This window comes from Streptococcus sp. 5346, assembly GCF_013277455.1.
GTDB lineage: Bacteria > Bacillota > Bacilli > Lactobacillales > Streptococcaceae > Streptococcus.
On the sequence record NZ_VMMY01000007.1, the window covers coordinates 99,088 to 111,931 of the forward strand.

At 39.9% G+C, this 12,844-nt stretch carries 13 protein-coding genes; all 13 read right to left on the reverse strand.

Annotated features, from left to right (window positions below):
- Positions 1 to 2: 2 nt before the first annotated feature.
- The 13 genes from HT732_RS05325 to HT732_RS05385 all read right to left on the reverse strand — a co-directional run bounded on the left by HT732_RS05325 (position 3) and on the right by HT732_RS05385 (position 12,670).
- Positions 3 to 272 carry a DUF1294 domain-containing protein gene (locus HT732_RS05325; protein ID WP_173254225.1) on the reverse strand — a complete coding sequence of 90 codons (270 nt, stop codon included), beginning with the start codon at positions 270 to 272 and terminating at the stop codon, positions 3 to 5.
- Positions 269 to 1,306, reverse strand: coding sequence for a 3-isopropylmalate dehydrogenase (gene leuB, locus HT732_RS05330; protein ID WP_173254226.1), 1,038 nt, complete (start codon positions 1,304 to 1,306; stop codon positions 269 to 271). The genes HT732_RS05325 and leuB overlap by 4 nt, the downstream gene beginning before the upstream one ends.
- Positions 1,307 to 1,317: 11 nt before the next feature.
- The gene (locus HT732_RS05335; protein WP_173254227.1) at positions 1,318 to 2,880 is read right to left on the reverse strand and encodes a 2-isopropylmalate synthase; all 1,563 of its coding nucleotides are present in this window, start codon (positions 2,878 to 2,880) and stop codon (positions 1,318 to 1,320) included.
- Between the two features lie 303 nt (positions 2,881 to 3,183).
- Positions 3,184 to 3,840 carry an MmcQ/YjbR family DNA-binding protein gene (locus HT732_RS05340; protein WP_173254228.1) on the reverse strand — a complete coding sequence of 219 codons (657 nt, stop codon included), beginning with the start codon at positions 3,838 to 3,840 and terminating at the stop codon, positions 3,184 to 3,186.
- Between the two features lie 43 nt (positions 3,841 to 3,883).
- Positions 3,884 to 4,516, reverse strand: a complete 633-nt coding sequence (locus tag HT732_RS05345) for a copper homeostasis protein CutC (protein WP_173254229.1) — start codon at positions 4,514 to 4,516, stop codon at positions 3,884 to 3,886.
- Positions 4,517 to 4,608: 92 nt separating this feature from the next.
- A complete protein-coding gene (locus tag HT732_RS05350) occupies positions 4,609 to 4,968 on the reverse strand; it encodes a YbaN family protein (protein WP_001223806.1) in 360 nt (119 codons plus the stop codon).
- 257 nt (positions 4,969 to 5,225) lie between these two features.
- Positions 5,226 to 7,313 carry a type I DNA topoisomerase gene (gene topA, locus HT732_RS05355; RefSeq protein ID WP_173254230.1) on the reverse strand — a complete coding sequence of 696 codons (2,088 nt, stop codon included), beginning with the start codon at positions 7,311 to 7,313 and terminating at the stop codon, positions 5,226 to 5,228.
- Between the two features lie 231 nt (positions 7,314 to 7,544).
- The gene (dprA, locus tag HT732_RS05360) at positions 7,545 to 8,393 is read right to left on the reverse strand and encodes a DNA-processing protein DprA (protein WP_173254231.1); all 849 of its coding nucleotides are present in this window, start codon (positions 8,391 to 8,393) and stop codon (positions 7,545 to 7,547) included.
- An 87-nt stretch (positions 8,394 to 8,480) separates the two neighbouring features.
- Positions 8,481 to 9,170 carry a CTP--phosphocholine cytidylyltransferase gene (locus HT732_RS05365; protein WP_020902399.1) on the reverse strand — a complete coding sequence of 230 codons (690 nt, stop codon included), beginning with the start codon at positions 9,168 to 9,170 and terminating at the stop codon, positions 8,481 to 8,483.
- An 11-nt stretch (positions 9,171 to 9,181) separates the two neighbouring features.
- Positions 9,182 to 10,060 carry a DMT family transporter gene (locus HT732_RS05370; protein WP_173254232.1) on the reverse strand — a complete coding sequence of 293 codons (879 nt, stop codon included), beginning with the start codon at positions 10,058 to 10,060 and terminating at the stop codon, positions 9,182 to 9,184.
- On the reverse strand, positions 10,050 to 10,919 hold the full coding sequence (locus HT732_RS05375) for a phosphotransferase (protein ID WP_173254233.1): 870 nt from the start codon (positions 10,917 to 10,919) through the stop codon (positions 10,050 to 10,052). Before HT732_RS05375 ends, HT732_RS05370 begins: the two co-directional genes overlap by 11 nt.
- Before the next feature lie 16 nt (positions 10,920 to 10,935).
- Positions 10,936 to 11,958: a ribitol-5-phosphate dehydrogenase gene (locus HT732_RS05380; RefSeq protein ID WP_050253717.1), complete on the reverse strand. Its 1,023-nt coding sequence runs from the start codon at positions 11,956 to 11,958 to the stop codon at positions 10,936 to 10,938.
- Positions 11,959 to 11,962: 4 nt separating this feature from the next.
- Positions 11,963 to 12,670, reverse strand: coding sequence for a 2-C-methyl-D-erythritol 4-phosphate cytidylyltransferase (locus tag HT732_RS05385; RefSeq protein ID WP_173254234.1), 708 nt, complete (start codon positions 12,668 to 12,670; stop codon positions 11,963 to 11,965).
- Between the last annotated feature and the right edge of the window lie 174 nt (positions 12,671 to 12,844).

Here is a 12,844-nt window from a genome sequence, read left to right on the forward strand (position 1 = left end):
CGTTACCTCCAAATAACATATAAGGCTACTAGTGTGGACACCATCCCGAGAAACCAAACTGTTTTAAAATACCATTTTCGAGTCTTATGGTGAAAGATGATTCCTGCCAAACAGGCACCAAAACCACCACAAGTAAAGGCTAAAATGAGTAAGATTTTCTCTGGGATGCGCCAAACTCTTCTCCTTGCCTTAGATTTGTCAATGCCATAAATCAAGAAAACCATGACATTCCAAATCAAAAGGACTAGAGTAATTTTTTCGTCTAACTTCATAACCTTGCAATAATAGCTTCCGTCATTTCCTTGGTCGAAGCCTGTCCCCCTATATCTCTTGTTAAAACACCAGCCGCTAAACTTGCCTCAATAGCATGCTCGATACGATCCGCATCCTCATAACGTCCAAAACTATCTCTCAACATCATGGCCACTGATAAAATCATGGAGATAGGATTGGCAATTCCTTGACCTGCAATATCAGGTGCTGAACCGTGAATGGGTTCATAAAGACTTGGTCCATTTTCCGAATGACTGGCTGATGGCATGACTCCAAGTGTACCAGATAGAACGCTTGATTCATCCGAGAGAATATCTCCGAAAAGATTCTCTGTCACGATAACATCAAACTTAGCAGGATTGGTAATCATAAGCATAGCAGCTGAGTCAACCAGCTGATGTTCCAAGGTTACATCTGGGAAATCCTGCGCAACTTCCTCAGCTACTTTCCGCCAGAGTTTTGAGGTCGCTAGAACATTTTGCTTATCGATACTAGTAACGATTTTTCTGCTATTTCTTGCAATTTCAAAGGCTTTGCGAATAATTCGCTCCACTTCCTCATAGCTATAGTCATTGATATCACGCGCTTTTCTCTCTTCAAGAATATGATCCCCAAAATAAATCCCACCTGTCAACTCCCGCACCACAACAAAGTCTACACCAGCAATTCGTTCTGGTTTAAGAGGTGACAAATGCTTAAGACTGTCAAAGATTTTTACAGGGCGAATATTAGCATAGAGACTGAGTTCCTTACGGAGAGCCAGCAAGCCTTGTTCAGGCCGAACCACTGCCCCATCATACTGAGGACTACCGATAGCAGCTAGGAGAATGGCATCTGCTTCTCTACATGCTTTGAGGGTTTCATCAGGTAAGGGATGCCCTGCAGCATCGATACCTGCACCTCCAAAAGGTCGTCTATCAATCTCATAGTCAAAACCTGTTTTTTCAGCTAGAGCTTCCAGGACTTCTAAACCAGCCTCCATGATTTCTGGGCCAATTCCATCTCCTGCTAGAGCTACTATTTTCTTTGTCATAGCCTTCTCCTTTACACACTAGGCATGTCACGATAGGAAACACTGCGTCCCATCTCACCAGCATTTTCTTTTTGAACAAAGGTATTAGCGTTTATATAGGCAATAGCCGAAGCCTTCAACACATCGAAATCAAGCCCTGCTGCATTAAAGATGGTTTCTGTATCTCTATTTTCAACAGTGACCAAGACCCGAGCTTGGGCATCGATTCCATCCGTCACCGCATCGATAGTGTAAGACACCAAGCGAACGGATTGATTGAAGAATTTGTCAATAGCGTTGAAGATAGCCTCAACAGAACCTTGTCCTGTCGCATTAAATTCGACTTTCTCACCATCCATATTAGCCAGGCTAACAAGCGCTTCAATGTCATTATCTGCATGGGTTTGCAGTTGTAAATCATCAAAATGGAAGCCTTCTGGGTTTTCAACCATGGTTCCAGCGACCAGCGCTCGAATATCTGCATCTGTGATTTCTTGTTTCTTATCAGCCAGAGCCTTGAACTTAGCAAAGAGTGGTTTGATGTCCTCTTCTGTAAAGTCTAGGGCTAGTTCTCTTAGTTTCTCAACAAAGGCATGGCGACCAGACAATTTTCCAAGCGGAAGACTATTACTCTTAACACCGACCAATTCAGGTGTGATAATCTCATAAGTAAGAGGATTTTTAAGGACTCCGTCTTGGTGAATACCAGATTCGTGAGAGAAGGCATTACCTCCAACCACAGCCTTGTTTTTAGGAACTGGGATACCTGAGAAGCGAGAAACCATTTCTGACGTATTGATGGTCTCATTTAGGACAATACTGGTTTCTGCTTGGTAGTAATCTTGGCGAATATTGAGCGCCACTGCTATTTCTTCCAAAGCAGCATTTCCAGCTCTCTCACCAATACCATTGATGGTTCCTTCAACACGTCCTGCCCCATTCTTGACGGCAGCAAGGCTATTAGCCACTGCCATTCCAAGATCATCATGACAGTGAGGCGAATAGATAATCTGACGGTCGGTTTTAACATTGTCAATCAGATACTTGAAGATATTCCCATATTCCTCTGGTGTGGTAAATCCAACCGTATCAGGGATATTGATATAAGACGCCCCTGCATCGACCGCTGTTTGAACAACTTGCAAGAGGAAATCCAACTCTGTTCTAGTCGCATCTTCAGGAGAGAATTCGACAACTTCAAACTTGGAACGGGCATAAGAGACATGCTCCGTAATAGCTTCTAGAATCTCTTCCTTGCTCTTATTGAGCTTATACTTACGATGAATTGGACTGGTAGCGATAAAGACGTGAACCTGTGGATACTTGGCATCCTTGAGGGCCTCATAACATGCATCAATATCAGACTTGACAGAGCGTGCCAAACCAGTCACCGCTGTTTTCTTCAATACTTTAGCAATCTCCTGAACTGCTGTAAATGAATCAGGACTCGCCGCCGGAAAACCGGCTTCAATGGCTGAAATACCCCATTTCTCAAGCTGCCTTGCGATGGCAATTTTTTCCTTGATTGAAAAATTAACACCAGGTGTCTGCTCTCCATCCCGAAGGCTGGTATCTAGAAATTCAACTGTTCGCATAAGATTTCCCCTTTTCCAAATATGGTTTTAAAAAAACATCTCGCTTAGAGATCCAAGCGAGATGTTGATTTACTCCCGCTTGGTAAGCCAAACAGGACTAATGCTTTTTGCACTAGCCCGAGTACCTCAACAACAAAGCAAATTGATTAAACTTAGCTGTTTTCATGTTTGACTTTCTCCTTCGTTTGATATCTTGTTTAGTATTTTAGCATAGGCAAAAGCACTTGTCAAGAAAAAATCCAATATTTTCTGAAAATTTCTTCAGTAGAGAATATTTTGCTAATTGAAAATTCTTGAAATGTTTCATTTTTTAATAGTTAAATTCCAGCTTCTTTCTATCAATTCCAGTACTTCTTCATCTGATAAAGTATCATCAAGCGCCACACTAATCCAGTAGCGTTTATTCATATGAAAAGCTGGATAAATGCCCTCTTTTGAAAGCAAATCAGCTACTTGGTCATGTTTGAGATTGAGTGCTTCCACTTGACCTTCTCTTCCCTTTTCCAACTTATCCCAAGAGATTTTCATCAAGACGGCATACCACTTTTTATTGCCTTCATGTCTTAAGACTGCCGTATCAGGTGATTTTTCCCACAAATACTCCAGCTGATTACCATATTGTTCCTGAACTTGAGTCAGGATTCGCTTAGTCTGAGGACAGATAAAATCTTGCACATCAAAACAAGCCTTCCGAATCTGGTAAAGAATCTCCAGACAAGCCTCACGTACACTTGCAACAAAACTTCCTTTAAAACTTTCCATATGGACTTGAGGATAGAGATCACCAGTCTCCTGGTCAAAAACTTGAAAGCTCACATTATCAACAGTAATAGATACAATCATGACAAAGTCACCTTGCAAAATCTGGTAACTATAGGTCCAGACTCCACTATTTTCTACAAAACCAAAAGCATGAGCCTTTTCTTGATTAAACTGATAGGATTTAAAAATTTCAAACATAAGTGAAAACTGCTACCCAAAGCTAGCAGTTCCTTTCTATTTTTTAAAAGACAACCTTAGTACCATGCAATTGTGTTACACCCAGCTGGTCGATAAAGGTTTGACGGTTGTCAAGTTCAATCCCTCCACCTGGTAGAATTTCAATTTTACCTTTAGCATGTTCCAAAATTCTGTGATAGTGAGTAAAGCGTTTCTCTAGCGAGTCTCCAGACACACCAGCACGAGTTAGGATACGAGTGACTCCAGCTTGACTAAGCCAGTCAATAGCTTCTAGTTGATCATCATCACTCAATTCATCAAAGGCCATATGGAAGACAATTTCCATTCCTTTTGATGCAGTAATTAACTTTTCAAGATTAGGCTTATCCAACTTCTTATCAGCAGTTAAAGCCCCAAAAACAACCCCTTGACTTCCAGCCTGAGCAGTCAAACGAATGTCTTCTAGCATGATTGCAATTTCCATATCATTATAGACAAAGTCGCCACCACGTGGACGAATCATGGTCATGATGATCGTATCGTAGTTAGCTGCCAATTCAACCGCTGCCTTGGTCACTCCATAGCTGGGGGTTGTCCCACCAACTGCAAGATTATCACAGAGTTCGATTCGACGAGCTCCAGCCTGCATCGCTTTTTCAAGCAAGGTCACATTTTCAGCACAAAATTCGTAAATCATTTGATTCTCCTTGATTATTACTTTAAATTTATTATATCATATTGTTGTGAATATACTTTCATTTATATCAAGGAAAATAACTATTATTTTAACTATTCTTTGTCTGGAATGACCTTGAAGAGATAATAAGTGATAAAGATGGTCAAAGCACCCAAACCGATTTTGACTGGTAAGAGAGGGGCAAAATAAATGGAAATTCCCATCAAGATGTAGATAGATACGATGATTTTTTTCTTTCGTTCACGCGCAATAGACTTAGTCTCGCGAAAATCAGCTACATATGCTTGATAGAGCTTGGTATGATAAAGCCAGTCTTCGAAACGCTTGGAACTTCTAGAGAAACAAGCAATAGACAACAAAAGAAAGGGAGTTGTGGGCAACAAGGGCAAGACAACCCCAACAATAGCCAAGGCCAGCGATAAAAAACCAATAATTAGATAAACAATACGCATAACTTCTCCTAGTTAATACTCTTCGAAAATCTCTTCAAACCGCGTCAACGTCGCCTTGACGTAGGTATGGTTCCTGACTTCGTCGGTCTTATCTGCAACCTCAAAGCAGTGCTTTGAGCAACCTGCGGTTAGTCTCCTAGTTTGCTCTTTGATTTTCATTGAGTATAAAATAATCTTCTTCTAGTTTCGCATAAAATGATGAATTTTGTCAAGTTCTAACCAAAAGGAGCCTGAAATTTACTTTCGGGCTCCTCCTCTTATTTAATCTTTTCTTCTTCGTAATCACCCTTGCTACAAACAACCTGCTTACCACCACCACGGACTTTTTTCTCCACGAGGAAGTTGCCACATTTTGGACACTCACGACCAACAGGCTTGTCCCAAGAGGTAAATTCACATTCTGGATAGCGATTACAACCATAGAAGAGGCGGTTACGTTTTGTTTTACGTTCAATGATTTGTCCTTGATGACAACTTGGACACTCAACACCAATCTCTTTCACAATTGCTTGGGTATGGCGACAATCTGGGAAATTGCTACAAGCGTAGAACTTACCAAAACGACCAAGTTTAATGACCATTGGACTGCCACACACTTCACAGTCAAATCCAGCTGGTTCATCCTTGATTTGGATTTTTTCCATTTCTTCTTCAGCCTTGGCAACCTCTTTAGAGAAAGGTTTGTAAAAGGCATCAATGACACGTTGCCACTGCTCTTTTCCGACTTCGACATCATCCAGCTTGCCTTCCATTTCAGCTGTGAAGGTCACGTTTACGATATCTGGGAAATATTCAACGATAAGCTTATTAACAATTTCTCCCAACTCAGTTGGTTCAAAGCGTTTGGCTGCAAGGCGAACATAATAACGTTTCTGAATGGTTTCAATAGTTGGTGCGTAGGTTGATGGACGTCCAACCCCATTTTCCTCCAAGGTCTTGATCAGTGTCGCTTCAGAATAGCGAGCAGGCGGTTGAGTGAAATGTTGCTCTGGTTTGCTATTAACCTGTTTGACCACATCTCCAACAGCCATATCTGGTAACATCTTATTCTTGTCAGAATCATTGTAAATGGCAAGATAACCATCAAACTTAACCTGACTACCATTAGCAGCAAATTGAACCCCATTTTGAGACAATTTAACAGCCATAGTATCAAAGACAGCAGCTGTCATCTGACTCGCTACAAAACGATTCCAGATAAGGGTATAAAGCTTGAGCTGATCCTTGTCCAGATACTTAGCAATACTTTCAGGTGTATTAAAGACACTAGACGGACGAATAGCCTCGTGGGCATCCTGAGCTCCTGAAGCATTTTTGACCTTGCTACCATGCTTAGAATACTTGCTACCAAAACGGTCCGTAATGAAACTTGCTGCTTCATTTTGCGCAACAGGACTAATACGAGTCGAATCGGTACGCATATAGGTAATCAAACCTTGAACACCAGAACCGATATTAATTCCTTCATAGAGCTGTTGGGCAACCATCATGGTTTTTCGAGTACGGAAATTGATTTTATTAGCCGCATCCATCTGCATAGATGAAGTGGTATAGGGTAAAGGAGCATTGCGTTTGCGCTCTTTCTTATCCACCTGATCCACTGAAAAGTCTTTATTAGTCAGACGAGACAAGACTTCCTTGACCTCATCATTGCTAGTCAGTTTCAGCTTTTTACCATCCACTCCATAGAAGGAAGCCTGAAATTGCTTGGTTCCCTTTTTAAAGACAGCATCAATTGTCCAGTATTCTTCTGGCTGGAAAGCATTGATTTCATTCTCACGGTCAATGATGAGTTTAAGCGCAATGGACTGGACACGACCTGCTGACAAGCCCTTCTTAACTTTCTTCCACAAAATAGGCGAAATCGAATACCCTACCAAACGGTCTAGGACACGACGAGCCTGTTGGGCATCGACCAAGTCCATATCAATCTTACGAGGTTCTTTAAAAGCATTTTTGACCGCATCCTTGGTGATTTCATTGAAGACCACACGGATGGCATCATTTTCATCTAAGTTGAGAATATGGGCCAAATGCCAAGAAATCGCTTCTCCTTCACGGTCCGGGTCACTCGCCAGAAAGACTTTATTAGCTTTTTTAGCTTCTTTTTTCAAGTCATTAATAAGAGGTCCTTTTCCTCGGATATTGATATATTGCGGTTCATAATTATTTTCAATATCGACGGACATACTGGATTTCTTCAAATCACGGATATGCCCGACACTGGCTAAAACCTTGTAGTTTCTGCCTAGATATTTTTCAATCGTCTTGGCCTTAGCAGGCGACTCCACGATGACTAGATTTTTTTTAACTGTTGATTTTTTCTTTTTTGTTGCCGTAGCCACAGTATCACACCTTTTCAAAGTAATAAACTTTATAAAGTGTAAACCATTTTTTGAACCCTGTCAAGACTTAGCTACTATAATAGAAGAAAAGTTTGTCTAGTAAGCGGACTTTCTTCTTATACTCAATGAAAATCAAAGAGCAAACTAGGAAGCTAGCCGCAGGTTGCTCAAAACACTGTTTTGAGGTTGCATATGGATGCTGACGTGGTTTGAAGAGATTTTCGAAGAGTATTAAAATTCAAATTCCGCAAGAACATCCTTCCCACTTGTAACCAATTTTGCCCCTTCCTGAATCAAATGATGGCAACCGCCTGATAGTCCATCTAAAATGCTACCAGGAATAGCAAAGACATCGCGTCCTTCTTCCATTGCTCTCTCACAGGTAATGAGACTGCCTGAGCGCATCTTGGCCTCTGCTACAATCACGCCACGACAAAGTCCAGCGATGATGCGATTACGGGCAGGAAAATGAAATTTCAGAGGTTGTTCACCAGGTCCATGTTCACTGAGAACCAGATGGTCATTTCCGATGTAGTCTTGCAAGCGTTTATTGGCTTTAGGATAAAACACATCCAGTCCTGTTCCAATCACTGCAATGGTTTTGCCACCATTCTGAAGAGCTGCCATATGAGCTGCTGTGTCGATCCCCTTGGCTAATCCACTGACGATAACCAGTTCATTTTCCAAACCTTGAATAACTTTTTCAACTGACTTCGTTCCCTGTTTGCTACAAGCACGACTGCCCACGACTGCTACCTTTGGAAATTTCAAGAGGTCCAGATTTCCCTTGTAAAATAAAAGCACAGGTGCATCATAAATTTCACTCAAATCCCAAGGGTAACAGTCGTCTAAAATAGAGAAAGATGGAAATTTTTGAAACTCTTTCTCCAAATGCGCATCGTCTATCTGAAAATAACGTTCCATAAAAACGGCTGGATTTCGGCAACCTGATATATCTGCAATATCACCCAACAAAAGCTCCTGATCGACATTTTCACCGTATTCTAGGACATTCAAAATCTGTTGATTGGTCAAACCTGATTTTTTCAATTTATAGATTTCATAGTTTGTGATTTTCATAAATAACTCCATTTCTTTTTCTAGTCATCTATTTATTCGTAAAAAAATCAAAAAACATCCGACTATTTTAGCCAGATGTTGGAATCTTTAATTTTCGTTTTTAAGAATTTCTTCTAATTTATGATAGTCTTGGACACTATCGATCTCATAGATGCTATTACCTTCTAATTCTTCAACATAGACATCTAACTCTTTGATATTGTCCTTAACCATATTGTCCCAGTAGAGATCAACAAATTCACCACTTGCATAAGCCTTGTCGATAAAGCTGACAATCTTTTCTGCAGTTGGAGCATCCCAGAAGGATACACCACTAAGGATACGACCAGCCTTGCTATCAACAATAATGTCTTGAACCTTGTAGTCATCTCCATAGACCAAGAACCATTCGTTGGTACAATCTTCACGATAAACACTAAAATAAGTCGAACGTGTCAAATCATTGCGAAACATATTTTTAAAGAGATAATTATCGGCATCAATAACATAACTGTTGGCCAATTCTTCTTTTACAAGATAGAGAGAGTAAAAGTTATTGTAGTCAGCGTATTTATCATTGAAAACGAGGCGAACACCATATTTTTCTTTTAAGTAATCGAATTGTTCTTTAAGGTAACCAACGATGATGATGATATCATGGATTCCTTTTTCTTTGAGAAATTCAATTTGGTATTCAATCAAGGGTTTTTGATTAACCTGAACCAAGGCTTTAGGGGTATTTTCAGTCATAGGACGCAAGCGAGTTCCCAACCCCGCTGCTAAGATAATGGCTTTCACACAAATCTCCTTTATTCTTTAATAATAATATAAACTCCAGCAATGACGACTAGTGACGTAATAATTGTCAGCATATCTAGTGGTGCACCCAAGAAAACAACTGCAAACAAGACAGTCCATACTACATAGCTCACGTTCAAGCCTGTAGCCTTGGCTGGTTGCAAGCGATTGATAGCGATATAATAAGCCAAATAGGAAATCATATCAAAGGCTGCAAAGACAATCATAAGACCTAGCAATTGTCCATTGGCCACTTCTGCAAATGACTGATGAGAGAAGAGCACAATCACAAGATAGGACAAGAATGAAGTTACTTGACGGATTAAGAGAGCTTCGATTTCACTCAATTCACTTTCCATGGCAAAAGAGCTAAGAACACTCTCACTCCCCCATGCAATGGCACAAATCAAAGCACAGAGAATCCCAATGTAGAAGGAATTAACCTGTTCAACCTTATAGGTCTGAGCAATAATTCCTGCAATAATCAAGACAATACCAAATACAGTATTTTTTGAAATCTTGTGCTTCAAAAAGAAGAAAGCCAATAAAACTGAAATCGCAGGATAAATAGCCGATACTGATGAAGCTAAGGAACTTCCGATATACTTAACCGCATAAAGATTGGCCTGCATACCGATAGGGCCTGCTAGCAAGGCTCCGATGATAACACTCACATTGCGAATATTTAAGAAAATAGAGAGACGAACTTTTCCTTCTTTTACCAAGAGAAAAGCTAGTAAGATAAAGATACTCAAGAAATCGTGAGCAGCGGCCACCACAAAGGGCGACAAATCTGTAAAAATCGAAAAGATATAAGCACTAATCGTTAGACCTAAACCCCAGAAAATACCTGAGAGTAGACCAAAAGAAACTCCATTTTTATTTTTCATCTGAACCTCCATAATATGACAAACCTTTAATAGCTCTTTGGTAACGACTCACACCATAGTCACCAAAATCTGCACCTTGCTCTTCTTTGTAGACTGTCCATAGACTCCAAATAGCATCTTGTAAAATTTTATAAATGACAATCTTTTCACGAGAGACAGGTGTTTGCTCACTCTCATAGTGAGATAAGAAGGCTTCTTCCTCTTGACGAGTGAATTCAGACTCTAAAAAGAGAGCAGCCAAATCCCACATTGGATCGTTCATTGATGAATATTCCCAGTCAATCAGATAAAGTCGTCCTTGAGGTGATTCGATAAAGTTTTCAGGCACCAAATCGATATGACAAGATTTTCTGTCAACACCTAAGTCAGCCAGTCTTTTCTCTAAGGAGAAGACTTCTTCTCGAACAGCTTCATAGTTGGCATAAGGGATTTTTTCCTCAATTAAGGATTCGTATTTTTTGATTTCTTCAAAAGGAGCAAATTCTCCCCTTAATTCCTTACCAGAAGCATGAATGGTTTGTAATATTGGAGCAATTTTATCAAATTTGCTCTTGATTGACCTTGAATCAAGCGTAATCGCAGATTCGATATACTCATTTACTTTGATACCAGCTTCAATATCAAAAAGATAATTTTTTACATCTAGGTCTAAATCTTTAAGTAGTTCAAGATTATACTTTTCATCTTGACGATTGATCAGTTTTTCTGTCCCTTTACCAAAGAACTTAACGATGTACTGCTTATTTGTTGTTTTGACCAAATAGTTTTGATTGGTCATACCTCCCAGTTGTTCAACACTGAGGACTTCCTCTTCTTGACTAAGTAGGGAAGAAATTTTTTCTTTAATGATTTTCTCCACAATTAACCTCCAGCACTTATACTTCCCACTTAAACACAGTTTTAAAGGCTGTGTTTAAATCGGTTGCAAAGACACGGTGAATATCTTTAATTTCTCTTACAGGTTCTTCTAGATAAAGGATATTTTTAAGACGATTGGCAAATTTCTTGACTTCCATCATTTGGATTGCATTTTCAAAATCAATGCGACCAGAACGAGAAGATCCAACCAAGAGCAAGCCTTTTTCTAAGGCATCGCGTGTATTGAGATTGACTTTATACTCGCTAACGCCCATCATGAGAATCGTTCCCTGAGGACGAATGTAGCGAATCAGGTCATTTATAGCCGGTCCAGTACCATTACCACCACAACACTCAAAAGCATGGTCAAAGGCCAAATCTTCAGGAATATTATCAGTAATATAGCATTCTTTGGCAAAAGAGAAAAGTTCCAATTTTTCCCAATGACGACCAATAACCACAATCTCTGCTTCTGGCAAAGTATAGTTGATAATATTGGCAACCACAAAAGCTAAACTTCCATCTCCGATAACGGCGATTCGGTCCCGCTTGCTATGAGCAAGGGTCAATAAGCGATTCATGGCATGCATACCGACACTGACAAACTCTGTAATGGCTGCAACCGTGTCTTCAATAGCATCATAAGCCACCACGCGGTCTTTAGGGAGAGAAACAAACTCTCTCATAAAGCCATCAAATCCACTAGACAAGAAATGAGTCCCTGTCATGTAGTTCTCATAGAATTCTTCATTGCTCTGCATAGGAGGATGATTGGGAATCATGACAACTTTTTGCCCAACCTCATAGGTTCCTGTCGGGTCAGAAATAACGGTTCCACATGACTCATGAATCATTGCCATTGGAAGTTTTTTATTCAAAATCTTTGGATCACGTTTTCCTTGATAATAACGCTGATCCGCATGACAGACAGCCATGTAGTTGGGACGGATAAGGATATGATTTTCTTGGTCAATAGCCTCTTCCTGATATTTGACATTGATAAACTTAGGCTTAGTTAGTTGATAAATTTGATTAATCATATCACTAGTCTTTCTCAATCATACTTTTTGCAATCTTCAAATCTGTTACGGTTGTAATTTTTAGATTTGAATATTCACCCTTGGCCAAGGCCACATCTTTTCCTTTGATCACAAAGATTTTACATGCATCTGTCAAGATTTCCTTCTCTTCAACAGAGAGAGAGCCATAAAGGTCCAGGAAATCCTTGCAACGGAATGTTTGAGGTGTTTGTCCTTGATAAAGGTGAGCACGATTTGGAATATCTGTAATGAATTGACCATTGGTACTTTCAACGATAGTATCAACCGCTTCTACCACTGTGTCCACTGCGTCATGATTTTGGGCAAGTTGGATATTGTCTTGAATCATGCGAAGTGTAATAAATGGACGAACAGAATCGTGGGTAACAACGATATCCTCTGGACTAAGCGGACGATAAGCATCAATGGCTTCAATGATTTTCTCAATACTTGTATTGCGGTCAGCACCACCCTTTGTAATGATGATACGTTCCTTATGAAGAGGCAGATATTTATCTACAAGATCTTCTGCATGAGAAACCCAGTCTCCATGAACCCCAACTACAATTTTTTCAATGCTTGGTTCCAAGACAAATTTTTCAATTGTATGAATCAAGATAGGTCGATCACCTAGCTCTAAAAATTGTTTTGGCAAGTTACTGATTCCCATGCGTGTGCCAGTTCCACCAGCAAGAATTCCTGCATAAATCATCTATTTTCTCCTTTGTCTTACTAAAAAAACTTATTCTCTCTATTATACCACAATCTAGTCCTATCATAAAAGAAATACTAGTCATCCCGTTCTAGAATAGGAGGATTAAGCAGTTCTATTATTCAAAGAAACTAGGCCATTTCTAGTAATGACTAGGAATTCTGTAGTCATTAC

Excerpts from the sequence above, each read along its gene's own strand:
- HT732_RS05325 (WP_173254225.1), bottom strand. The coding sequence starts at position 272 with ATGAAGTTAGACGAAAAAATTACTCTAGTCCTTTTGATTTGGAATGTC.
- dprA (WP_173254231.1), bottom strand. The coding sequence starts at position 8,393 with ATGAAAATCACAAACTATGAAATCTATAAATTGAAAAAATCAGGTTTG.
- HT732_RS05380 (WP_050253717.1), bottom strand. The coding sequence starts at position 11,958 with ATGATTAATCAAATTTATCAACTAACTAAGCCTAAGTTTATCAATGTC.
- HT732_RS05350 (WP_001223806.1), bottom strand. The coding sequence starts at position 4,968 with ATGCGTATTGTTTATCTAATTATTGGTTTTTTATCGCTGGCCTTGGCT.
- leuB (WP_173254226.1), bottom strand. The coding sequence starts at position 1,306 with ATGACAAAGAAAATAGTAGCTCTAGCAGGAGATGGAATTGGCCCAGAA.
- HT732_RS05340 (WP_173254228.1), bottom strand. The coding sequence starts at position 3,840 with ATGTTTGAAATTTTTAAATCCTATCAGTTTAATCAAGAAAAGGCTCAT.
- HT732_RS05370 (WP_173254232.1), bottom strand. The coding sequence starts at position 10,060 with ATGAAAAATAAAAATGGAGTTTCTTTTGGTCTACTCTCAGGTATTTTC.
- HT732_RS05385 (WP_173254234.1), bottom strand. The coding sequence starts at position 12,670 with ATGATTTATGCAGGAATTCTTGCTGGTGGAACTGGCACACGCATGGGA.
- HT732_RS05335 (WP_173254227.1), bottom strand. The coding sequence starts at position 2,880 with ATGCGAACAGTTGAATTTCTAGATACCAGCCTTCGGGATGGAGAGCAG.
- HT732_RS05345 (WP_173254229.1), bottom strand. The coding sequence starts at position 4,516 with ATGATTTACGAATTTTGTGCTGAAAATGTGACCTTGCTTGAAAAAGCG.